The sequence below is a fragment of the Streptococcus mitis genome (assembly GCF_047462815.1).
Classification (GTDB): Bacteria; Bacillota; Bacilli; order Lactobacillales; family Streptococcaceae; genus Streptococcus; species Streptococcus mitis_DO.
This window is the reverse complement of the sequence record NZ_JASHFB010000011.1, coordinates 59369-84289: the sequence shown is the minus strand read 5'-3', so window position 1 is coordinate 84289 and position 24921 is coordinate 59369. Positions and strand designations below refer to the sequence as shown.

At 41.9% G+C, this 24921-nt stretch carries 19 protein-coding genes, 1 tRNA gene and 1 rRNA gene; 4 read left to right on the top strand and 17 right to left on the bottom strand.

The genetic code is table 11. The features are described 5' to 3' along the window. From QM865_RS07270 to argR, 11 genes are all read right to left on the bottom strand, one after another. Nucleotides 1–79 (bottom strand): 16S ribosomal RNA (locus tag QM865_RS07270); the annotation flags it as partial. A 242-nt stretch (nt 80–321) separates the two neighbouring features. Further along, nucleotides 322–393 (bottom strand) — tRNA-Glu (locus tag QM865_RS07265). A gap of 145 nt (nt 394–538) precedes the next feature. Then, nucleotides 539–973, bottom strand: coding sequence for a cytidine deaminase family protein (locus QM865_RS07260; protein WP_261064686.1), 435 nt, complete (start codon nt 971–973; stop codon nt 539–541). 13 nt (nt 974–986) lie between these two features. Beyond that, a complete protein-coding gene (gene gltX, locus QM865_RS07255) occupies nt 987–2447 on the bottom strand; it encodes a glutamate--tRNA ligase (RefSeq protein WP_414306351.1) in 1461 nt (486 codons plus the stop codon). A gap of 127 nt (nt 2448–2574) precedes the next feature. Then, nucleotides 2575–3924: a glucose-6-phosphate isomerase gene (locus QM865_RS07250; protein WP_000018268.1), complete on the bottom strand. Its 1350-nt coding sequence runs from the start codon at nt 3922–3924 to the stop codon at nt 2575–2577. 170 nt (nt 3925–4094) lie between these two features. Further along, nucleotides 4095–4784, bottom strand: a complete 690-nt coding sequence (locus tag QM865_RS07245; RefSeq protein ID WP_049524749.1) for a gamma-glutamyl-gamma-aminobutyrate hydrolase family protein — start codon at nt 4782–4784, stop codon at nt 4095–4097. A gap of 314 nt (nt 4785–5098) precedes the next feature. Then, nucleotides 5099–6556: an IS1182 family transposase gene (locus QM865_RS07240; protein ID WP_414306350.1), complete on the bottom strand. Its 1458-nt coding sequence runs from the start codon at nt 6554–6556 to the stop codon at nt 5099–5101. Nucleotides 6557–6638: 82 nt separating this feature from the next. Beyond that, complete coding sequence (gene patB / locus QM865_RS07235) at nt 6639–8405, bottom strand: multidrug efflux ABC transporter subunit PatB (protein ID WP_414306349.1); 1767 nt, start codon at nt 8403–8405, stop codon at nt 6639–6641. 1 nt (nt 8406) lies between these two features. After that, nucleotides 8407–10113, bottom strand: coding sequence for a multidrug efflux ABC transporter subunit PatA (patA, locus tag QM865_RS07230; RefSeq protein ID WP_414306348.1), 1707 nt, complete (start codon nt 10111–10113; stop codon nt 8407–8409). A gap of 146 nt (nt 10114–10259) precedes the next feature. After that, nucleotides 10260–12794, bottom strand: a complete 2535-nt coding sequence (gene mutS / locus QM865_RS07225) for a DNA mismatch repair protein MutS (RefSeq protein ID WP_101776938.1) — start codon at nt 12792–12794, stop codon at nt 10260–10262. Between the two features lie 50 nt (nt 12795–12844). Then, on the bottom strand, nt 12845–13291 hold the full coding sequence (gene argR / locus QM865_RS07220; protein ID WP_001231476.1) for an arginine repressor: 447 nt from the start codon (nt 13289–13291) through the stop codon (nt 12845–12847). Nucleotides 13292–13426: 135 nt separating this feature from the next. On the opposite strand from argR, the gene argS reads away from it, so the two are divergent. From argS to galU, 4 genes are all read left to right on the top strand, one after another. Then, nucleotides 13427–15118 carry an arginine--tRNA ligase gene (gene argS / locus QM865_RS07215; protein WP_414306347.1) on the top strand — a complete coding sequence of 564 codons (1692 nt, stop codon included), beginning with the start codon at nt 13427–13429 and terminating at the stop codon, nt 15116–15118. Nucleotides 15119–15452: 334 nt separating this feature from the next. After that, nucleotides 15453–15698, top strand: coding sequence for a hypothetical protein (locus tag QM865_RS07210; RefSeq protein WP_000084859.1), 246 nt, complete (start codon nt 15453–15455; stop codon nt 15696–15698). 167 nt (nt 15699–15865) lie between these two features. Next, complete coding sequence (locus QM865_RS07205; protein ID WP_414306346.1) at nt 15866–16882, top strand: NAD(P)H-dependent glycerol-3-phosphate dehydrogenase; 1017 nt, start codon at nt 15866–15868, stop codon at nt 16880–16882. A 21-nt stretch (nt 16883–16903) separates the two neighbouring features. Beyond that, nucleotides 16904–17803, top strand: a complete 900-nt coding sequence (gene galU / locus QM865_RS07200) for a UTP--glucose-1-phosphate uridylyltransferase GalU (RefSeq protein ID WP_219967261.1) — start codon at nt 16904–16906, stop codon at nt 17801–17803. A gap of 207 nt (nt 17804–18010) precedes the next feature. Here galU and QM865_RS07195 read toward each other — a convergent pair whose 3' ends face one another. The 6 genes from QM865_RS07195 to pbp1b all read right to left on the bottom strand — a co-directional run bounded on the left by QM865_RS07195 (nt 18011) and on the right by pbp1b (nt 24786). Further along, on the bottom strand, nt 18011–18685 hold the full coding sequence (locus QM865_RS07195; RefSeq protein ID WP_414306345.1) for a rhomboid family intramembrane serine protease: 675 nt from the start codon (nt 18683–18685) through the stop codon (nt 18011–18013). Further along, the gene (locus QM865_RS07190; RefSeq protein ID WP_261044513.1) at nt 18669–19208 is read right to left on the bottom strand and encodes a 5-formyltetrahydrofolate cyclo-ligase; all 540 of its coding nucleotides are present in this window, start codon (nt 19206–19208) and stop codon (nt 18669–18671) included. The genes QM865_RS07195 and QM865_RS07190 overlap by 17 nt, the downstream gene beginning before the upstream one ends. A gap of 11 nt (nt 19209–19219) precedes the next feature. Continuing rightward, nucleotides 19220–20350: an N-acetyldiaminopimelate deacetylase gene (locus tag QM865_RS07185; RefSeq protein ID WP_000885095.1), complete on the bottom strand. Its 1131-nt coding sequence runs from the start codon at nt 20348–20350 to the stop codon at nt 19220–19222. Between the two features lie 67 nt (nt 20351–20417). Beyond that, on the bottom strand, nt 20418–21116 hold the full coding sequence (dapD, locus tag QM865_RS07180; protein ID WP_000127445.1) for a 2,3,4,5-tetrahydropyridine-2,6-dicarboxylate N-acetyltransferase: 699 nt from the start codon (nt 21114–21116) through the stop codon (nt 20418–20420). 228 nt (nt 21117–21344) lie between these two features. Then, on the bottom strand, nt 21345–22256 hold the full coding sequence (locus QM865_RS07175; RefSeq protein WP_414306344.1) for a DMT family transporter: 912 nt from the start codon (nt 22254–22256) through the stop codon (nt 21345–21347). Nucleotides 22257–22338: 82 nt separating this feature from the next. Further along, nucleotides 22339–24786, bottom strand: coding sequence for a penicillin-binding protein PBP1B (gene pbp1b, locus QM865_RS07170; RefSeq protein ID WP_414306343.1), 2448 nt, complete (start codon nt 24784–24786; stop codon nt 22339–22341). Nucleotides 24787–24921: the final 135 nt, after the last annotated feature.

The following is a 24921-nucleotide window of genomic DNA, read 5'->3' as shown; positions in this document are numbered from 1 at the left end:
TCCTCCTTCAGCGTTCTACTTGCATGTATTAGGCACGCCGCCAGCGTTCGTCCTGAGCCAGGATCAAACTCTCATTAAAAGTTTGAGTTCTCACTCATTTCTGTCACTGACAGATTTATTGTTTTTTCATTGTTCAGTACTACAACCTTAGTTGTAGCGCCCTGCACATTGGTTCGTCTTGTTCAGTTTTCAAAGGTCTTTGTCACTCACTTCTCTCAAGTGACAACTATATTAGTATATCACAGTCGCTTTCGCTTGTCAACACTTTTTTGAAACTTTTTTAAAACTTTTTTCATCAAGTGTTCTAACCGCAACATACCATAGTCCGTACGGGATTCGAACCCGTGTTACCGCCGTGAAAAGGCGGTGTCTTAACCCCTTGACCAACGGACCAGAGTTGTTATTTTCAACTCTTACTATTATACCGACTTTTCAAACTTTGTCAACACCTTTTTTAACTTTTTTACAAATCTTTCAATTCTTTTCAAGTACAGTTTTTCAAATTATAGTAAAAAGAGCCAGAATTATACTGACTCTTCTATTGATTATTAAACTTAGAAGCACGTTCTTCTCCCCACCAATAGGGGATTAGTTCTGCGACTTTCACCGTCTTTCTTGTATCGTAGTCCATCATGAATTCTGCATCTTTATTTTCAGCATTAAGCTCTAAAAGGAATTCTCTACAGGCACCGCAAGGCATACCCGAACTTCCACCATAAGGTGGTTTGTCTCGAAAGGCTAATACTTTTTTTACCTTAGTTTGTCCTGAAAACTGGTACATATTGAAGAGAGCTGCCCGCTCTGCGCAGAGATGGAAAACACCACAGGTTCCCTCCATACAGAAACCTGTAAATATTTGTCCATCTTCTGCTTCTACTGCGGCCACAACATGGTTAGCGTAAACAAAATCAGATACTTCATGTGGATCGTATAGCTTCTGTGCTTCTTCGTACATCTTTTCCCAGATGTCCATTATTATACCCTTCTTATTTAGAGATTTCTTTTAACATATTTTCTATATGCTGGATTGATTTTTCACGTCCAAGCAAGAAAATTGTATCTGGTAATTCTGGTCCATGCATTTCACCTGAAACAGCGATACGAATAGGCATGAAAAGATTTTTCCCTTTAATACCTGTTTCTTTTTGGACTGCTTTAATTTGTGGGAAGATATTCTCTGTTACAAATTTATCATCTGTCATCGCCTCAAGTTTTGCTTTGAAGGCTTCAAGAACTGTTGGGACTGTTTCACCCGCCATGACTTCGCGCTCTGCTTCTGTCAATTCTGGGAAATCTGAGAAGAAGAGATCTGTCAATGGGATAATCTCATCTACTGATTTCATTTGTGGTTTATAGAGCTCAACTAGTTTTTCAGCCTTGTCAGTTAAACGTCCTGCTTCCTCTAAGAATGGTTTTGCCATTTCAAAGATAGTTTCTAGATCTGCATTCTTGATATAATCATTGCTCATCCAGTCTAGTTTTTTCTGGTCAAAGGCTGCTGGAGACTTGCTGAGGCGGTTTTCATCGAAAAGTTTAATCAATTCTTCACGAGAGAAAATCTCATCTTCGCCACCTGGGTTCCAACCAAGCAGAGCAATAAAGTTAAAGACTGCTTCTGGTAAATAGCCTTTTTTACGGTAGTCTTCGATAAACTGAAGGGTGTTGGTGTCACGTTTAGACAATTTTTTCCCAGTCTCAGAGTTGATAATCAAGGTCATGTGACCAAACTCTGGAGCTTCCCAACCAAGTGCTTCATAAACCATGAGCTGTTTTGGTGTATTAGCAATGTGGTCGTCTCCACGAATTACATGAGATATTTGCATATCATGGTCATCGATGACAACGGCAAAGTTGTAAGTTGGGTAACCGTCTTTCTTTTGGATAACCCAGTCACCACCGATATTGCCACCTTCAAATTCGATATCACCTTTGACCATATCATGCCACTTGTAGATACCTGACTCATTGACAGCCAAACGAACAGTTGGGATGATCCCTGCTGCTTCACGTTCTGCGATGTAAGCTACTTTTTCTTCTTCACTCATACCAAGGTATTCATTGATGTAGCGTGGTGTTTCGCCAGTTGCTTCTTGGCGTTCGCGTTCAGCTGCCAACTCTTCTTCTGTAACGTAAGATTTGTAGGCTTTTCCTTCAGCTAGCAATTGGTCGATATATTTTTGATACAAGTCCAAACGTTCAGACTGGCGGTAATTTTCATGTGTTTCTGGGCTTTCATCCCAATCCATACCTAACCAACGAAGGTTTTCAAGCTGTGAACGTTCCCCATCCTCGACATGACGTTTACGGTCAGTATCTTCGATACGGATAATAAAAGTTCCATCGTGATGACGTGCATAAAGGTAGTTGAACAATGCTGTACGGGCATTTCCGATGTGTAGTAGTCCTGTTGGACTTGGTGCGTAACGTACGCGGATATCTTTTGACATAGTTTCTCCTATAAAGTCTCTAGGCGTCTGCCTTTTTGCTCTCTATATTATATCACAAGTCTTGGCTGAGTCCAATTTCTATGAATAAAGAGAGTAAAAAGAGTGGACAAACCACTCTTTTCTTCTATTATAGACGTGCGTTAAGTTCTTTACTCAATTCTTCAAATCCTGGTTTTCCAAGAAGGGCGAACATGTTACGTTTGTAGGCTTCAACACCTGGTTGGTCAAATGGGTTGATAGCATTCAAGTAACCTGAAAGAGCGATAGCCAATTCGAAGAAGTAGATTGTATAACCAAGAGTGAAAGCGTCTTGCTCTGGAAGAGTCACGTACATGTTTGGTACATCACCGTCTGTGTGGGCAAGAAGAACACCGTCAGTTGCTTTTTTGTTTACAAAGTCAACGTCTTTTCCTTGAAGGTAACCAAGTCCATCAAGGTCTTCTTCCAAGCTAGGGATAATTACGTTTTTACGAGGTTTGTCAACACGAACAACTGTTTCAAACATGATACGAGTTCCTTCTTGGATAAATTGACCAAGTGAGTGCAAGTCAGTTGAGAAGTTGGCTGAAGTTGGGTAGATACCTTTTTGGTCTTTTCCTTCTGATTCACCAGCCAATTGTTTCCACCACTCTGAGAAGTATTGAAGTGATGGCTCGTAGTTTACCAAGATCTCAGTTGCATAGCCCTTACGGTAAAGGATGTTACGAACTGCTGCGTATTGGTAAGCTTCGTTTTCAGAGATTTTATCTGAAGTGTAGTCTTTGCGAGCTGCATTCGCACCTTCCATAAGGGCTTTGATGTCAGCTCCTGATGCTGCGATTGGAAGCAAACCAACGGCTGTCAATACTGAGAAGCGTCCACCGATATCATCTGGAACAACAAATGTTTCCCAACCGTTAGCGTCTGCCTCAACCTTAACAGCACCTTTTTGGCGGTCAGTTGTTGCATAGATACGTTTGTTGGCTTCTTCTTGACCGTATTTCTTAACCAAGAGTTCTTTGAAGACACGGAAAGCGATAGCTGGTTCAGTTGTTGTACCTGATTTAGAAATCACGTTTACTGAGAAGTCTTTATCAGCTACGTATTCTACCAAGTCAGCAAGGTAAGTAGATGAGATTGAGTTTCCTGCGTAAAGGATTTGTGGAGCTTTGCGTTCTTCTTTTGTTTGCAAGTTAGCAAAGTGGTGGTTCAAGAAGTCGATTGCTGCTTTGGCACCAAGGTAAGATCCACCGATACCGATTACAACCAAGACATCGCTGTCTGACTTGATTTGCTCAGCAGCTTTCAAGATGCGGTCAAATTCTTCACGGTCGTAGTTTTCAGGAAGGTCCAACCATCCCAAGAAGTCGCTACCCGCACCAGTTCCTTTACGGATCAATTCATCTGCTGCTGTTACTTGTGATTGCATGTATTCCACTTCATGTGGTGCAACAAATTTGTCTAAAACTTTTGAATAATCAAATTTAATATGTGACATGTTATTCCTCCAATATTTCTTCTTTTCTATCATAACGCTTACCTTCGTTTTTTTCAAGTTTTTTTGTCGAATTTCTCCAATTTTTATCAGAATTCAAACGTTTGCGTAAAAATCCCACATTCCAAAAATTTTGAAAAAATAAAAGAAAGAACGACCAGATGTCCCAGTCGTTAGAGTTCATTCAATAAATACTCAAATAATTCTAAATTACCATTCTCTTCATTAACCAGAAACTCTGGATGCCACTGCAAACCGATAATGCGGTGCTCATCGATAGACTCAATCGCTTCGATGGTCTGGTCTCTTGGATCAATAGCAGTTACACGGAAATTAGGTGCCAAATCTTTAATGCTTTGACGATGGACGGAGTTGACCTGACTTTCTTTCCCAAATAGCTTAGCCACCACGCTTCCCTCCACTGTCTCAATAGAGTGAGATGTTCCGAAAGGTAGGCCTTGCCAGTGACCTTCGATTTCTTGATTGAGTGTTCCACCAAAGGCAACATTGACAAGTTGAACACCGCGACAGATTGCCATAATTGGTTTATTCTGACGGAGCGCTTCTTTCAAGAGAGCTAGTTCAAACTCATCACGTACTAGATTGTAATCATCGCTCTCGATGGTCTTTTTCTCTCCATAAAACTGAGGGTGGACATTTTGGCCGCCTGTCAAGATAAGTTTATCTATCATTTCTACATAATCGCGTACAACTGACTCATCACCAACAGGAATGACTAAAGGGAGACCACCGACTTGACGAATGCTCTCTGCGAATCTACAAGATACAGATGAATGAATGTTTTTGCCTTCTGCGTCTACGGGACATAGATTTGCAGCAACTCCTACAACCGTTCTAGCCATGATGTCTCTCCTTTCGAATATTAATACTCTTCGAAAATCTCTTCAAACCACGTCAGCGTCGCCTTACCGTACTCAAGTACAGCTTGCGACTAGCTTCCTAGTTTGCTCTTTGATTTTCATTGAGTATAACGATAGTCCTATCATATCACTCAAAATGACTTTCGTCTAATATGTTTTTTTTAAGGCTGTGATAAAAATTTTTTATGGACAAGAAAAAGCTGCCCACATAGGAGAGTCCACTGAAAAAATAGGTCTCTTACTTTTAATGAAATGAAAACCGAGGAATCTCTCGTTAATTTGAGCGAGTTCCTCGGTTATTTTGTATTTATTAAGGTCATAATTCGTTTCATATTGACCACGAAGATGGTTGTGGCTGCCTGTAACTCCATGCTGAAAAGACCCGATGCTCTCGCGACATCAAAGCCATGTCTCTGTTTTAGTTCGGCATTCTTTGCTTCGATTTTATAGCTATGTCTGGCCATTTCTTTAAAATAAGGTGTTTCCTGAAATTTCTTCTGGAAAAGATGGTCGTCACTCTTAATGGCTATTGAATAAGTTTTAGACTTTGCCCCCTCCTTATAACATCCTTCCTTGGAAAGGCAACTCTTGCACTTCTCAATGTCAAAGTAATGAGTGACAACTTGATTCTTATTTTGATATTTTTTCCCTGTCCTTGCTTTGCGAACAGCCATGTGTCCTTCTGGACAGACAAATAGCCCTGCATCTTTATTAAATTCAAACGCATCCTCTTCTTTACGGTAACCTTTTGAAACTGAAGGGTTCAGTTTTGACACCAAATGAATCTTTTCTTTGCGAGCTAGTTGAATATTGTCCTTTCCTGAATAAGCCGCATCACCAATAATAGTCTCGATGTCCAGACTATTTTCCTTTGTTTTGGCATATAACTCAGGTAAATATTTCCCATCGCTTTGTTCACCAGAAGTGACCACACAAGCAGTAATAATCCGTTCATCCGTCATAGCGATATGACTTTTATATCCATAGAAAGAGCTGTCGGCTGTCTTATGTCCAAGCCTAGCCTCCTCCTTAACAGAAGCTTCCAAGTGTTCTAAGTCGTCCTCGACAGCCTCTTTTAGGTAATTGAACTTTTGAGACACAGCCGGTAGGGCTAAGAGTTCCTCGTGTTTTTCAACCACAGCCATTAATTCCTCTGTATAGGTCAACTCTGCTTCGAGGTTATCTTCCTGAGGTTTCTTTGGAAATTCTATTTTGATATCTTCTGAATGTTGATAAATTGTTTTACGTAAAGCTTTTGAACGCTCTCTAAGGATTTCTTGGGGTTTCTTATGATTATAATGAGATTTGGTGTGAGTGGCATCCACAATGAGGATTTTACTCTTAATCAAGTTATGTTCGAGTGCAATTTGAACAGACTTCTGAATCAATACATCAAGCAGTTTATCATCTTTAATTCTTAGCTTTCTAAATTTTGTCAGAGAGGATGGCTCGATAACAGAATCCTCAGGAGCTAGACCAAGAAAAAATTTAAAGGCCATATCTGACAAGGAACGTCCTACCACATCTACATCTGATAACTTATAAATATCTTTTAACAAGAGATATTTGAACATCATAATCGGTGAATAGGCTTTACGCCCAAAATCGGGACGATAATTCTTTTCTAGTTCATCATAAATAAAGCTAAAATCACAGAGTTCAGTTAGCTGACGTAAAAAGTGGGTTTTAGGAACCACGATATCATACAAACTAGAATAAGGACTGACATCCATAGTTAACTGATTATCAAGCATTATTTCACCTCATCTCTAGTATAACAAAAAAGCCATCAATTTAATGACTTTTTCAGTAGGCTCACATAGGACAACTTCTTTCTTATTCGAAAACAAATTGATTGTGATAGAGTTCTGAATAGAATCCACCTAGCTTCAAGAGTTCATGGTGGTTACCACGTTCAATGACCTCTCCATCTTTAAGGACAATAATCTGGTCTGCATTAAGGATGGTCTTCAAACGATGGGCAATAACAAAACTGGTTCTGCCTGCTACAACCGCCTCCATGGCGTGCTGAATCTTACTTTCTGTCACCGTATCTACGTTTGAAGTGGCTTCATCGAGAATGAGAACTTCTGGATCTGTCATCAGGGTTCGAGCGATAGAAATCAATTGTTTTTGCCCTGTCGAGAAGATGCTCTGGTCATCATCTATAAGGGTATCGTACTTATCAGGCAAACTTTCGATATAGTCGTGAATGTGGGTTGCCTTGGCTGCTGCCTCAACCATTTCTTGACTGGCATCTGGCACACCAAAGCGGATATTGTCTCGAATCGTTCCGCTAAACAAGACCGAATCTTGTAAGACAATTCCCACCTTACTTCTGAGACTATCTAAATCATAGTCACGAATGTCTTTACCATCAAAATAAATACCACCAGCATCAACATCATAAAAGCGATTGATGAGGTTCATAATAGTGGTTTTTCCTGAACCTGTCGGCCCAACAACCGCTGTCATCTGGCCTTTAGGGGCAGAAATGCTGACATCTTTCAAAATAGGTTTATCAGGCAAGTATGAAAAATCAATATGACTAATTTCAACACCTTCTTGCAACTGAGTGAAGGTTGGAGCCTTTTCAGGTCGAATTTCTTCCTCTGCGTCAAACATTTCCTGAATCCGTTCAGCCCCCGTAAAGGCTAACTGAAGGCTTCCCCAACTTGCCGCAACTTGAATAATAGGCTGGTAGTACTGCTGAGAAAATTGAGCAAACATAACAATCAGACCTAGGGCTGTACTTGTTTCAATAGACTTATCATTTAATAAAACAGCTGAACCCGCAAAGATGACGATGGCTGTGTTAACCAAACTCATCCCATTCATGACAGGGAAAAGAATTCCTGAGAACATTCTTCCTTTAAAGGTTGCCTTGCGCACGCGCTCATTTTGTTTAAGAAATCCTGCCATCATATCCTCTTGAATCCCTTGAACAATGACAGCTTTTTGGCCTGAGATACTCTCATCCATATAGGCGTTGAGTTTCCCTACCTCTTTTTGCTGGAGGTTGGTGTATTTGCGTGCCATTTTCACGATGAAAATCAGCATGAGGAAGGCTACTGGGGTGCTGGCAATGGTGATGAGAGCCAGCGTCATATTTCTCGAAAACATGACAAGAATCAGACCAATGTATAAAACAATATTGCTCATGACCTGAATCAAGCTCTCGTTAAAGGCTTGGAGGATATTATCCAAATCACTGGTAAAACGAGACAGGATATCGCCATCTTGTCGGCGGTCAAAGAATGAAACCGTCAATCGCGCAAGCTTCCCAAAAAGGCCTTTGCGCATCTCGTTGGTCGATTCTGCAATCACGCGCGTCATAAGACACATGTATATGACACTGGAGATAAATAGAACCAAAACCAGCAGACCAAGATTGACCATGATTCCTGATAGACTCTGCCAAACAAGTTCTGGATTACCATCTTGATAAGCTTGAACTAAATTAGCTAACTGCGTCACTGCTTGTCCAGAAAAGACTGGAAAGAGGGCTTGGGCAAGAGTCGCTAGAACAATCATCAGAATAACAACTACAAATGATAACTTATAAACTTTAAAATAATTCCAAAAAAATTGAACTGTCTTCATTTTACTCCTCCTTTCCCTTCTGTGTTTCATAGATTTCACGGTAAACAGCATTGTTGGCAACCAAGTCTGCATGCGTCCCTTGACCAATCAATCGTCCTTGATCTAGAACCAAGATTTTATCTGCATGGACAACCGAGCTAATCTTTTGCGCGATGATAATGGTTGTCGTCTCCTTCAGATCCTTATTCAAGGCTTCTTGCACCAGGCGCTCTGACTTGGCATCCAAGGCCGAGGTCGAATCGTCAAAAATCAGAATACGTGGATTGCTGACAATCCCACGAGCAATCGACATCCTTTGCTTTTGTCCACCTGAGAAATTGTTCCCCCGTTCCTCAACTGGACTTTCAAAGGTTTTCTCCATACGATGAATGAATTCACTAGCTTGGGCAATATTGGCTGCGCGCTCCATTTCAAATAGAGTGGCATCTCCTTTGCCCTGTCTCAAGTTATCTGCAATGGTTCCACTAAAGAGAATGGCACGTTGGAGAACGATAGACACTGTTTTACGCAGGGTTCCTTCACTCACTTCTCGAATATCCTTGCCACCGATTTTAATGGCCCCGTCCTGTGGATCAAAGAGACGTGGAATCAATTGAGCTAAGGTTGATTTTCCTGCACCAGTCGCTCCAACTACACCAACCATCTGACCAGGTTCAATAGTAAAGGTCACATCTTTCAGCATCGGTTCCTTGTCCATTGGATAGGTAAAGGTCACATTTTCAAAGCTAAGACTTCCAACCAACTCTTCATCTGGGACATCCTTGAAGGTCATGGCTGGCTCTGCATCCAGAATTTCTCGAATACGACGCATGGAAATCATGGCACGACTGACAGAATTTCCCAAAAATCCAACCATAACAATGGTAAAGATAATCTGGCTTAGGTAATTGACAAAGGAAGCAATGGATCCAACAACTGACGGATCCGACTGAACCATCCCTGCAACTAGCCAAATAGAGAGGAAGACCGCCCCGTAGCCGACCAACATCATAAAGGGTTCCACTACTGAAAAGGCATAACCGATGTAAAGGTTTTGACCAAGAAGCTCGTCTGAAACCTCCGTAAACTTAGTAAATTGCTCTTTTTCTTGGACAAAGGACTTGACCACGCGAACGCCACGCAGATTTTCCTTGGCAATGGCATTGATGCGCTCAAGAAGGGTTTGAAACTTGGCAAAACGAGGCCCCATCATCCCCATCATGACAGCAGTCAAACCAAAAATCAAGACTACCATGAGAACAATCACCCACCACAGAGAAGGTAAAGTTTGAACCGCCAGGATAAACGAACCGATGAACAAGAGGGGAAGTCTGAAAAGAATTTGGAAGGTCATCATGACCACGTTCTGAATCTGGTTGATATCATTTGTCATGCGAACAACTAGATTTCCCGCATTAAATTGTTCAATATTGGCATAAGAAAAGGTTTGGATTTTACGGAAGGCATCCTCTCGAAGGTCGGATGAAACTCCTTGGGCAATATAGGCTGCAAGGATAACATTAAGCCCACCAGCAACTAGACCAACCAGGGCCACACCAATTAACCAAGCCCCGATACTATAAATAGCTTCATATTTTCCAGCAAGGAGGGCGTCTAAGACTTCCTGCAAATAACGCGGTTGCAAAAGTGAACTAGCAACCATCAAGCCTGTCATCAGGAGCGAAGCCAAGGCCTGCCACTTGTAGGTTTTTATTTTCTGAATCAGCATACTTTCTCCTTAAAAAATAGACAAAAGGGAGCGACAATGTGTCAGCTCCTTCTCATTCTGTTTGTGTGATGTTATTCTAGCAAAAAAGTGGGGGATTGTCAAAGAAGTCTCCTTGATACAGCTAGATTAACTAGTGAGTCTTGGTTTTATAGTTTCTGTTTTAACTCTACTAAGACATTCATAGCCTGCATAGGTGTCATATTGTAAACATCCAGCTTAGCTAATTCTGCTAGGATAGGATGTTCTTCAGTCGTATCAAAGAGTGAAATCTGTTCTGTGACAGCACTTGTTTGTCTCATCAGACTTGGACTTTCTCCCCCTTGACTCTCCAGTTGTGTCAAAATCTTATCCGCCCTTGCTAAAAGATCTGCTGGCAAGCCAGCAATCTTGGCAACATGGATACCGTAGGATTTATCAGCTGGACCTGGTTCAATCTTATGAAGGAAGGTGACCTGCCCATCCTGCTCTAAGGTTGCCACGTGGACATTGACCAAGTGTTCCAAGCTGGACTCTAGACTAGTCAACTCATGGTAGTGGGTCGCAAAGAGGGTCTTGGCTCCGATATGTTCGTGAATGTATTCGATGATAGACTGGGCAAGAGCCATCCCGTCATAAGTTGCAGTTCCACGACCTAACTCATCAAAGAGAATGAGAGAGTTCTTGGTCGCATGCGAAATAGCATTATTGGCCTCCATCATCTCCACCATAAAGGTTGATTGACCTGAAACCAAGTCATCGGCTGCTCCGATACGGGTAAAAATTGCATCAAAAATCGGTAAATGGGCACTTTCTGCTGGCACATAAGAACCCAACTGGGCCATAACTGCCGTCATGGCTAACTGACGCATATAGGTTGACTTCCCACTCATGTTGGGCCCTGTAATCAGTTGAATACTAGTATCGTCTGCCATCTGAATCGTATTTGGAATATAGGTCTGAGCCCCCATGACCTTTTCAACAACAGCATGGCGCCCTTTCTGGATATCAATTCGCGAATCATCTCCGAATTCAGGTCGAATCAAATGCTGGGTTTCAGCTACAACCGCCAGACTTTGCAAGACATCAACTGTCGCAATTCCTTGAGCTAAAGCCTGCAAACGCTGGATATACTTGCTGACTTCCTCACGAATACGCATAAAGATTTCGTACTCTAGGTTAGCTGACTTCTCACGTGCTTCCAGCATATCCCCCTCGATACGGGCCAATTCCTCAGTTCCAAAGCGTTCTGAGTTTTTCAGCGTTGCCTTGCGGAAAAAGTGAGCAGGCACATTTCCCAGTTGAGAATTGGTCACATGGAAATAGTAGCCATCCTTTTTATTGTAGTCAATCTTAAGCGTGCTAATACCAGAGTTTTCTCGCTCCTTAGCCTCAATTTCAGCAATCCATCCAGTCCCTTCTCTGAGAACGCGACGGTACTTGTCTAAAGTCTCATCAAATCCAGTTCGGATAATTCCCCCATCTGTAATAACATGAGGAGCTTCAGGAGCAATCGCTGCACTAATCAAACTCTCCAACTCAGGAATTCCATCCAATTGTTCGATAAGATAAGACAGAGCAGACTGCTCCATTCCCTCTAAAATCGCTCGAATCCGTGGCACACTGGATAAGGTAGTCGCCAACTGCAAGAGATCCTTGGGATTGGTTTTGCCAAAAGAAACCCGACTAGCCAAGCGCTCAATGTCATAAACACCCTTGAGACTATCTGTCAAATCACTGCGCTCAAAGAAATGGTCGAGAAAAACCTGCACCACCTCTTGACGTTGGACGATTCGTTCCTTATCAATCAAAGGGCGATGAATCCAAGAACGCAAGAGACGCATTCCCATAGCCGTTTTGGTTTCATCCAAAAGCCAGAAAAGACTGCCTTGTTTCTTGCCTGAACGAGCATTCTCAACCAAATCCAGACTAGCCTTGGTCGCATAATCCATCTGCAAGAAATCCTTGATTTCATAACGGATAACAGGTTTGAGGTGGTTCAACTCCCTCATCTGGGTTCGATGGACATACTGGAGCAACTTACTAGATGCCGCTTGCTCCACCGCTGCTAATCGTGAATCCAGTAAATGAAGGTCTTCAAAGCCTTCTTTTTCATAGGAAAGCACCAGATTCATCTGGCGACTGAGGATTTGTTCTTCTTCCTCAGACAAGTCATAGCCCAGCACCACTTCTCGAGCCTTGAGGTTACGGATTTCCCCACAAACCAGCGTGAAATCCAAAAGACCTGTCACATAAAAATCACCTGTCACTAGATCCATATAAGCTAGACCAAACTGATTGCCATCACGGTCTATGGCAACCAAGAAATTATTCTGGCTATCCGGCTTACTGCTATCAACCACTGTCCCTGGGGTAATGACCTGAACAACCTCTCGTTTCACAACCCCAACTGCTTGTTTAGGATCTTCCATCTGCTCTGCAATGGCTACCTTATAGCCCTGCTCAATCAAGACATCGATGTACTGTTGGGCAGAATGATAGGGGACACCCGCCATAGGAATCGGATTGTCGGCATTCTTGTTGCGACTCGTTAAGGAAATTTCCAGAATCTGCGCAGCATTGACCGCATCCTCATAAAATAATTCATAAAAATCACCCATACGAAAGAGCAAAAAAGCATCTGGGTATTGCTTTTTAATATCCACATACTGTTGCATGCCGGGTGATAGCTTTTCTGTCGCCATTTTCCGTCTCTCCTTGTCAAAAATAAGTCTTGAGAGCAACTCCCAAGACCTTACTTATCTTTCATCAAATCTAGCAAACGATCTTCCATGAGTTTGGCAACGTGCTGGTCTCGACAAATGACCAATAAGGTATTGGCACCAGCAACTGTTCCTAAAATCCATTCATCTTTGTTTGCATCTACAATATTTGCCAAAACAGAGGCTTCGCCCAATTTGGTATGAAGCACCAAGGTAAACTCTGCTCTTGCAACACCTTCTAAATGATGAGACAAAAATTCAACCAAATCAATCTTTTCTGTCTCATTTGCTAGTACATAATACACCATATCATTTTTCTTGACCTTGGTCAAGCCGATTTCGCGCAAATCACGAGACAAGGTTGTTTGCGTCACAAAAACATTATGTGCCTCCAACCGATCTTGAATTTCTTTTTGTGTACTTAATTTCTCCTCAGTAATCATTTTTTTTATTAACTGATGACGATCTCTTTTTCTCATAAAATCCTCTTATGTGAATATTTATAACTATTTTTATAACTATATTATACCAAAAAAATAGGAGATTTCAAAAATTTTTTCTTCTTTCTTTAAAATTGTGATAAAATAGTAGAAAAGTCCAAAAAGGAGCTCTTAATGAATACAAAAGAATTGATTGCTAGCGAATTGGCTAGTATCATTGATAGCCTGGACCAAGAGGCTATTTTAAATTTACTGGAAACCCCTAAAAACTCAGAAATGGGAGACATCGCTTTCCCCGCTTTTTCTCTTGCAAAAGTCGAACGTAAAGCACCTCAAATGATTGCGGCTGAACTGGCTGAAAAAATTAATAGCCAAGCCTTTGAAAAGGTTGTTGCAACAGGACCTTACGTCAACTTTTTCCTTGATAAATCTGCCATTTCTGCTCAAGTGTTGCAAGCGGTTATCACTGAAAAAGAACACTATGCTGACCAAACTATTGGTAAACAAGAAAATGTTGTTATCGACATGTCTAGTCCCAATATCGCTAAACCATTTTCTATTGGTCACCTACGCTCAACTGTTATCGGAGATAGCTTGTCACATATTTTCCAAAAAATCGGTTATCAAACGGTCAAGGTCAACCATTTGGGAGACTGGGGTAAACAGTTTGGGATGTTGATTGTTGCCTACAAAAAATGGGGCGACGAAGAAGCTGTAAAAGCTCATCCAATCGATGAACTTCTTAAACTCTATGTCCGCATCAATGCTGAGGCTGAAAATGACCCTAGCTTGGATGAAGAAGCACGCGAATGGTTCCGTAAACTTGAAAATGGAGACGAGGAAGCTCTCGCACTTTGGCAATGGTTCCGTGATGAAAGTTTGGTGGAATTTAACCGTCTTTACAATGAATTACAAGTCGAATTTGACAGCTACAATGGAGAAGCCTTCTACAACGATAAGATGGATGCAGTTGTAGACATTCTTTCTGAAAAAGGCCTTCTTGTTGAATCAGAAGGTGCCCAAGTTGTGAATCTTGAGAAATATGGAATTGAACATCCAGCCCTTATCAAGAAATCAGATGGTGCAACTCTCTATATCACACGTGACTTGGCTGCAGCTCTTTACCGTAAAAACGAATACCAATTTGCTAAATCTATCTACGTCGTTGGCCAAGAACAATCTGCCCACTTTAAACAACTCAAAGCTGTCTTACAAGAGATGGGCTACGACTGGAGTAACGACATTACTCACGTTCCTTTTGGTTTGGTTACAAAAGAAGGGAAGAAACTCTCTACTCGTAAAGGGAATGTCATCTTACTAGAACCTACAGTTGCAGAGGCAGTTAGCCGTGCCAAGGCCCAAATCGAAGCTAAAAACCCTGAATTGGAAAACAAAGACCAGGTAGCGCATGCTGTCGGGGTAGGAGCCATTAAGTTCTATGACCTCAAGACCGACCGTACAAATGGATACGACTTCGACTTAGAGGCTATGGTATCCTTCGAGGGTGAAACTGGACCTTACGTTCAATATGCTTACGCTCGTATCCAATCTATCTTGCGCAAAGCAGACTTCAAACCAGAAACAGCTGGCAACTATAGCTTGAATGATGCTGAAAGCTGGGAAATCATCAAACTCATCCAAGACTTCCCACGTATTATTAACCGTGCGGCGGATAACTTTGAACCTTCTATCATTGCTAAATTTGCAATTAGCCTAGCTCAAGCCTTTAACAAATACTATGCACATACGCGCATCTTGGATGAAACCCCAGAACGCGACAGCCGTCTAGCCCTTAGCTACGCAACCGCAGTCGTTCTAAAAGAAGCCCTTCGCTTGCTCGGAGTAGAAGCGCCAGAGAAGATGTGATTCAGTACTAACAATTGGAACTAAAGTTCCTAATTGTTAGACGCTAGCCGCTTATATGCGGACTAGCTAACTGCTTCACTAGTCATGGCTCCTAAATATAATCGATTTAGAGAACATGACGTCGAAACTATGGTGATTTGGTTAGGCTTATGTCGTAATATTTTAAATTACTTGATTGCAAAATAATTTAAGTAACTTACACTAAAGCCTATACGGATTCTGGTTTAGAGGTCTATCAAAAATCTTATCAAGTTTTGTTGACTTGTTCTGCTATTTTGAATTAACTAATTCAATCTACTCACTACTACTTCTTTATCATACAGGGAGATTTCCTATGAGCCAATATGCTTATATCCTCGTTGTGATTAGCTTGGTTTTCCTTTTTCTACTCAATAAGTACGAGAAGGAAAGACTTCAAAGACTCTACCAAGAACAACTTTTGAAGGATGAAACATTTAGGGCTGACATCAAAGAGAAAATTCACACTACTGAAAATATCAATGACGTCATTGCTTACATCAATAAAACTTATCATCTGGGAATGTTGCTATCAAAAGACATTACAGATCAGTTGAAATAAACCTAACTATATTATAACGAATATAAAAACCGAGACTAAGAGTTTATCCCCTCGTCTCGGTTTTTATATATTTTTCAAGTAACAAAGCCACCACTCCCCAGCAATGCAAGTGCAAAATCCCCTAGAATGTGATAAAATAAAAAGAGAACTCTATCAAGGAGGAAAACATGGAAAAACAAACCGTCGCCGTCTTGGGGCCTGGTTCTTGGGGAACTGCCCTTTCACAAGTCTTAAATGACAATGGACACGAGGTACGTATTTGGGGAAATCTTCCCGAGCAAATCAATGAAATTAATACACACCATACTAACAAACACTACTTTAAAGATGTCGTTCTAGATGAAAATATCATTGCCTACAGCGACTTATCAGAGGCACTGAAAGATGTAGATGCGATTTTGTTTGTTGTCCCAACAAAAGTGACACGACTTGTTGCCCAACAAGTTGCACAAACCTTAGATCATAAGGCTATCATCATGCACGCATCAAAGGGATTAGAACCTGATAGCCATAAACGATTATCAACCATTCTTGAAGAAGAAATTCCTGAACATCTCCGCAGTGATATTGTTGTTGTTTCAGGACCTAGTCATGCGGAAGAGACCATTGTGCGTGACCTAACTTTAATCACTGCTGCTTCTAAAGATTTACAAACAGCTCAATACGTTCAAGAACTCTTTAGTAATCACTACTTCCGACTTTATACCAATACGGATGTTATTGGAGTTGAAACTGCTGGTGCTCTTAAAAATATTATTGCTGTCGGTGCTGGAGCCTTACATGGTTTGGGATTTGGTGACAATGCTAAGGCAGCCATCATCGCTCGAGGCTTGGCAGAAATTACCCGCTTAGGAGTAGCACTTGGTGCCAGTCCATTGACCTATAGTGGCTTGTCTGGTGTGGGAGATTTGATCGTAACAGGGACTTCCATCCACTCTCGTAACTGGAGAGCTGGAGATGCTCTTGGTCGTGGAGAATCCCTAACTGATATCGAAGCCAATATGGGTATGGTAATCGAAGGAATTTCAACGACCCGAGCGGCCTATGAACTAGCGCAAGAACTTGGAGTCTATATGCCCATTACACAGGCCATTTACCAAGTTATTTACCACGGAACCAATATTAAAGATGCCATTTATGACATCATGAACAATGAATTTAAAGCAGAAAATGAGTGGTCTTGACCCTCTAAAGAAAGGATTCTTATGACATCAAAAGTTAGAAAGGCAGTTATCCCTGCCGCTGGACTTGGAACTCGATTTTTACCAGCAACCAAAGCACTTGCTAAAGAAATGTTGCCAATTGTAGACAAACCAACTATCCAATTTATCGTAGAAGAAGCTCTTAAATCAGGTATTGAAGATATTCTAGTTGTCACTGGTAAATCAAAACGTTCTATTGAGGACCACTTTGACTCAAACTTTGAGCTTGAATACAATCTTAAGGAAAAAGGCAAAACGGATTTGTTAAAATTGGTAGATGAAGCAACTGGTATGCGCCTCCATTTCATTCGCCAAACTCACCCTCGCGGTCTTGGAGACGCTGTCCTACAAGCCAAAGCTTTTGTAGGGAATGAGCCCTTCGTTGTTATGCTGGGTGATGACCTTATGGACATCACAAATGAGAATGCCGTTCCTTTGACAAAACAACTGATGAATGATTACGAAAAGACACACGCATCAACCATTGCTGTCATGCCTGTACCACACGAAGACGTTTCATCATACGGGGTTATCGCTCCTCAGGGTGAAGGAAGTAATGGACTCTATAGCGTTGAAACTTTCGTAGAAAAACCAGCTCCCGAAGATGCACCAAGTGATTTGGCAATCATCGGTCGCTATCTACTCACACCTGAGATTTTTGATATCTTAGAAAATCAAACTCCTGGTGCTGGAAATGAAATCCAACTTACTGATGCTATTGATACGCTCAATAAAACACAGCGTGTTTTTGCCCGTGAATTTACAGGAGCTCGTTACGACGTTGGGGATAAGTTTGGCTTTATGAAAACATCTATTGACTACGCCCTCAAGCACCCACAAGTCAAAGATGCCTTGAAAAATTACCTCATCCAACTTGGAAAAGAATTGGCTGAGAAGGAATAATACTCTTCGAAAATCTCTTCAAACCACGTTGGCTTCACCTTGCCGTAGGTATGGTTACTGACTTCGTCAGTTCTATCTACAACCTCAAAGCAGTGCTTTGAGCAGCCTGCGGTTAGCTTCCTAGTTTGCTCTTTGATTTTCATTGAGTATAAAACAAAAAAAGATAAGGTTCAAAAAATGCCTTATCTTTTTTCATTACACAAATTTTCATCCCATTCCCTTGTAGAAAAGCAGAACTGCGAGTCCTACGAATAACACTACCGCTCCTAACCTCTGGCTAACATTATACATCCGTCTTTCTCCTCTAACTGGAAAGATAACTGCTAGTAATGCTCCACCAACTGCACCTCCGATATGACCTGCTAGACTGATTCCTGGAATCAGAACACTTCCAATAATGTTAACCACAAAAAGTGTCAGATAGGATTGCCCTAGCTGTTGGATATAGGGGTTGCGAGTTGCATAACGAAGAACAATAATTGCAGCAAATAGTCCATAGAGAGAAGTCGAGGCTCCTGCTGCTAAGGATTTGGGACTAAATACAAAAACAAAGAGATTGCCCATCATTCCAGATAAGAGATAGAGAAAGAAAAACTTCTTGGATCCGAAAATTTCCTCTACTTGCCTACCAAGGTAATAAAGCGAAAGCATATTAACAATGAAATGCTCCCACCCAATATGAACAAAAATAGCAGAGAAGAGACGCCAAATCTGCTCGGGAAAGATCCTAATAGCTGGCCCATACATAGCTCCAAATCGAAATAGGGTGTCTGCCCTGTCAAAATTTCCTCCTGTAGTCACCAACATTAGTAAAAACACCACGGCCGTCACAAAAAGGAAGAAACTCGTCACAGGGTAACGCCTATCAAAGATTTCTTTCATCAATCAGTACCTCCTGAACAGGAATATCATGATTTTCAGGGCTAAAGTCCCGAATTTGACAAGGATAAACCGTACTCAAAGTATGACCAGGAAAATGTTTCAGATAGCGGTCATAATAACCTCCACCATAGCCAATCCGATAGCCCTTTGTCGTAAAAGTTAACCCTGGAACATGAATCAAATCAATCTGAGAGGCATCCACCACTTCCAAATTTCCCTGTGGTTCCAGTAAGCCAAAGGAAGTTTTTACCAATTGCTGCGGATCATAGACTACAAACTTCATGAGCCCCTTGGGATAGGTTTTGGGTATCAAAACCTTCTTACCATCCCTCAGCGCCTGGTCAATCAGTTCCTGCGTTTGAAACTCATGAGGAAAAGAGAGATAGGTTGCGATGACATTGGCTTCTTGGTAGAAGGGATGGTGTAAAAGTCGTTCTGTTAAAGTTTGATCTATAAACTGTTTTTGCTCTTGAGATATAGCCTTCATTTCTTGCAAGACTTGCTTACGTAATTCCGATTTCATAGACAAGCCCTCTACTCTGCTGCCTTCTTTTTCAGGAAACTAGAGACCGCATCCACCCCAATAGCTAATGCCTCTTCCTTGGGACTCATCTGAGGGTGATGAAGGGCATAGGGACTATCTATACCAAGCCAGAACATAACGCCATCAACTTTTGAAAGGAGATAACCAAAGTCTTCACCTGTCATAGCAGGCTCGATATCAATCAACTCGATTCCGTCTTTCTCTTCAAAGAAGTCCATCAATTCACGCGCCAATGCTGGATTATTCTCAACAGGCAGGTAACCACCTTGTTTGAGTTCCACTTCGATTTCCATATCGAAGGCAGCTGCAACTCCTTCTGCAACTGTTTTGACCCTTTTTTGCACCAAGAGACTCATGTCCTGTGTCAAGGCCCGAATAGTTCCATGCAAAAATGCTGTATCTGTGATGACATTGTTTGTTGTTCCAGCTTGGAAAACTCCAAAGGTCACCACTGCTCCCTCGATTGGGTTGACATTACGGCTGACAACTGACTGCACCTGGGTCACAAAGTAACTAGCCGCCACCAAAGCATCATTGGCTTCATGCGGAAAGGCTGCGTGTCCCCCTTTGCCTTTGAAACGGATCTTCACCTCGCAAGTTCCTGCAAAGAGCGTGTGGGTATTGGTCGCAATCTGACCAACCTTCAAATCTGGCCGAACATGAAGACCATAAAATTGGTCTGGCAACCAATCTCCAAAAGCACCATCCTCATACATGAGCATCCCCCCAGCTTCATTTTCCTCAGCAGGCTGAAATAGGAAGAGTAGATTATTCTTGGGTTGCTCCTCAAGGGCTCGCTCAAGACAACCCAAGGCAATGGTCATGTGGAAATCATGGCCACAAGCATGCATGCGACCTTGGTGCTGAGAAGCGAAAGAAAGTCCCGTTTGTTCAACAATAGGCAGACCATCAATATCTGTCCGCCAACCAATAGTACGCTCTGGCTGACTTCCCTGCAAGTAAACCAAAATACCTGTCCGCCAAGTACGAACTTGGACAAAATTCTTGCCCGCAGTCAATTTCTCAATCACATCCAGCAGATAAGCCTGAGTCTTGAACTCCTCCAAGCCAATCTCTGGAATCTGGTGCAAATCTCGTCTAGTCTGAATCAAATCTAACATCTATCTATCCTCCTATATAGCAGAAAGAGGCTGGAAAAGGGTTCCGCCTCTATTTTTCTTTTACAAATTACAAGGTACGAAGCGCATCCTCTAGCGCTGTTTTTTGTTGGGTTTGGGCATCAATCTCTTTGATAATACGAGCTGGAACACCTGCTACCACCACGTTTTCTGGGACATCTTGGGTAACAATAGCTCCCGCTGCGACAACTGAACCACTACCGATTTGAACTCCTTCGATAACCACTGCATTGGCACCGATGAGAACATTGTCTCCAACACGGACTGGTTCTGCGCTAGCTGGCTCAATCACACCTGCAAGAACGGCACCTGCACCAACGTGACTGTTTTTCCCCACGATAGCACGGCCACCAAGGATAGCACCCATGTCAATCATAGTTCCTGCACCAATTTCAGCACCGATATTGATAACCGCTCCCATCATGATAACAGCATTGTCACCAATTTCAACCTGATCACGGATAATAGCACCTGGCTCGATACGAGCATTGATAGCACGTTTGTCTAGCAAAGGAACTGCAGAATTACGAGCATCTTGCTCAACAACATAGTCTTTATTTTCTACCAAACCTTCTAGAAGCGGAGCAACGTCCTTCCAGTCTCCAAATAGGACATTTCCTAGTTTCACAACAGAGCTAGGTACAGCAGTTGCAAGTTCTCCCTCAAAGGTTACTTTCACACTAGTTTTCTTTTCGGCATTGGCGATAAATTGGATAATTTCTTGAGCATTCATTTTTGTGGCAGTCATAGGCGCCTCCTAGTTCATTTTAATGATACCTATTCTACCAAAAAAGGCCTCAAATTTGAAGCCTTTTTGTTTGTTTTTAGGTATGATTTTTAGGGATGTGAGATAAAACGTGCTGTCGGTAAAAGCAAGCCCCTACCGATACAACCTAAAAACACTCTTCACAACTATCTCCCCGTGTTTTATTGACTATTCTAGTATAGCACACTTTTAGAATTAAGAAAAGACTTTTTATTTACTTTCTTTCGCTTCTTCTACCGATAGGAAGATCATGGGTAAAATAATCAGGGTCATAGCTAGAAGAAGGGACCAATCCACTACCAAGCCTAAAAATAAAACACTCAAAAGGGCAGAAGAGAGAGGTTCACTGGCACTAATGACAGAAACCACCAAGGGAGAAACCAAGGACACAGCCTTCATGGAAATAAAGAAGGCAAAAGCTGTACCAAAGAAAGCGATAATAAGGCAAATCAAGATACTCCAAATATCAGGAGTAAAGGAAAGCTGATAAACCGGCGAGAGGACATTGCTAAATAAACCTGCCAAAATCATCCCCCACCCAACCGTCGGTACAAAACCGTATCTCTTAGCGAAAGGCTGAGGTAGGATAACATTAAACATAACACCCATGGCACTCAGCAGACCCGTCACAAGTGCTAGTGGTGTCATGGATAACTGAGAGAGATCTCCCTTTGTTGCCATCAAGCAAACACCCAACATGGCCATTAAAACATAAAAAATAGCGCTTTTTGATGCTCGTTTTTGATAAACCAAGCGATTATAAAAGAGGATAAAAACAGGACTGATAAACTGTAAAATAGTTGCAGTCGCTGCATTAGAATATTCTACGCAGAGGTAGAAAAAATACTGGACTGAAAAAATCCCTAAAATAGCATAGGCTAAAAAGGGCAAGTAATTTTTCCTGTCTCGCCAGATATCTAGCACTTGTGACTTTAATTGCATTGCAGACCAAACGAGCACAAGACTCCCTGCTAGTGTCAAACGCATAGAGGTAATCCAACCAGAAGACACCTGATAATGAGTAAAGAAATATTCTCCTAAAATTCCACAGATTCCCCATATTAAGCCAGATAGGAGCGAATAAATGGTTCCTTTAACAATCTTTTTCTGATACTGATTCATACCTTTATTGTAACACGAAAGGACAAAAGAAAAAAGTGGCAATCCATTGATTTGCCACTTCATTTAGCACAGTTCATAGAACTTATCGTCTCGTCCTTGAAGAAGAAGGTCGTGTAGCGCTAGAGCTACTACTTGAACTGCTGGAGCTTGATGGAGTTGGTAGACTCCCCATAATGCTAGACCAAGCATTCTGATAATCCGCATCACTTCCACCAATAGCAAAGCGATAACTGGTCGCTGGCGCTCCTGCCTTATTAGCCCAATAGCTGGTAACAGTCGAACCTGTGACCTCTACCTCTTTCCCTTCAACAGAAACCTTCCCTGGTTTTTGACCTGTTGATTTCAGGACTTCAGATTTTACTACACTAGGATCTAAAGCGAAGCGCTCGTTCCCCCAAATGCTTGGGGAGGCTTGCTGAATCGCATTTACCAGATGAGCCATGTAATTAGAGTTATTGGAATAACCTGCTCTACGTGACAGTGAATGATTATCATCATGCCCAATCCAGCCACCTAGGGTTAATCTAGGTGTCGAAAGCATGAGCCACATATTTTCGTCTTGGTTGGTTGTACCAGTCTTCCCAATCCAATCTGCATTAGCTAGAGTAGGATTTAAAGAAGTCAGATTCGTCTTGAAGGTTGTTGTCACACGAGAGGATAGAACTTCTCGCAGTAATCCCTGCATAATCGTCGCAGTAGCTTTTGAATAGACTTGAACCGGTTTATCCTGATACTCATACACCACTCTACCATCTGCTGCTTCAATTTTAGAAATCACATGTTTTTTATGATATAGACCATTATTTGCTAGGGTCTGATAGCCATTAGTATGCTGGGCAACTGTGACTTCAATACCACCACCCATTGGCAGGCTCTCAATACCGTACTCAGGAATCTCGTAACCCATCTTTTCCATATAACCCTTGACATCAACACCCTTTTCACGGAGCATACGATAGGTCCAGTAAGCCGGGATATTCCATGAATAGTTCAGAGCTTCTCCCAAGGTCATCATTCCTGTTCCCTTACTATTAGCATACATAATCGGATTGCCATTAGCAAAGTTTGTTGGATAGTTAGATAGAATCGTTTCGCTTCCCATCAAGCCCTGATCAATAGCAATACCGTAGGCCAGCAAAGGCTTGGTAGTAGAAGCTGGTGAGCGCTTTGTATCAAAGGCATGATTATTTTGATTTTCTTGATAATTACGACCACCTACAAAGCCTAGAATAGCACCTGTTTGGTTGTCCATCAACACATTCCCTACTTCTACACGACCTGTTCCATCGTCTAAAAGATAGCCATAATCAGCAACCGCACTTTGCATGGCAGAATGAATTTTCTGGTCTATGGTAGTAGTAATTTTATAACCACCATTTTCAATTTCCTTGGCTGCCAAATCGCGATAGAACTTCTGGGTTGCCTCATTTTTCAACTCCTTAGCGGAGACATTGTCTCTCTGAGCTAGATAGTCATACATACGTTCCTGAGCTTCTGCCAAGGCTGTAAAGTATAAATAGCCTCGTGACACACCTGTGACTGTAGCTGAAGGGAGAAAGTCCTGTTTAAGATTGTAATCCTTATATTGAGAATACTCGTCTTTGCTTAAGGCACCTGTACGATACATACTGTAAAGAACTGCCTTAGCCCGTCTCAAGCCTATTTCTAAGTCTTCATCACTCTTCAACTCCCCAGTATTTTCATAAGGGGAATAGGTAATGGGACTCTGTGGAAGCCCTGCTAAAAATGCTGCTTGAGGAACAGTCAACTGGCTGGCATCTACACCGAAAATCCCCTCAGCTGCCTGCTGAGCTCCTGCAATATTCTGCCCCTTATTATTTCGGCCAAACGGAGCCACATTGAGATAGGTCGTTAAAATCTCGTCTTTATTCATGGCGCGTTCCAAGGCAAGAGCATCCACAATCTCTGTCGCCTTACGAGCCAAGGTCGGCGCATCCCCAACCACCTGCTGTTTAATCAGTTGCTGGGTCAAGGTTGAACCCCCACTAGAGGAACCCAAACCTACAAATTTCCCCAAGGTCGCACGAATCACCGCCTTGGGCACTACACCCTTATGTTCTTTAAAGTGTTCATCTTCCGTCGCAATGATAGCCTTCTTCAGATTTTCCGAAATTTGCTCAGATGAGATAGAAGTGCGCAACAAATCACTCTCTATGGAGGCAATCACCGTCCCATCCGCATAGGTAATCTCTGAAATAGAAGAGATGTCCTTGACCTGATGTACCAATTCTTCTGTCTGAGGCACCCGAACCTTGTCAAATAAGGCCACCCCGTACCCCAAAGCAATCCCAGCTCCCAACATTCCTCCTAGAAAACCGAGGATAAAGAGTAAGTTAAATAAGGCTTTTATACTCAGTAAAATAGCTGGAAAAATAGCTGGCTTCTCTAAGGATTTAGATTTTTGGACACTTGAACCTTTCTTGACCGGCCTATCTGATTTTTTATTTTTTTGTTTTTGCTGGAAAAATTCCAGCATTTTTCGTTTTAATTCATTTAATTGATTTTGCATGGATTTCCTCACTCTATCTATTATACCACAAAAGGGAAACTTTCAATAAAATAGCCACTTTCTTCCCTATTCTGCTAGGCTATTGCCCAAGTTTGTGATACAATAGTTAGAAACAATAATTTTAAAAAGGAGAAA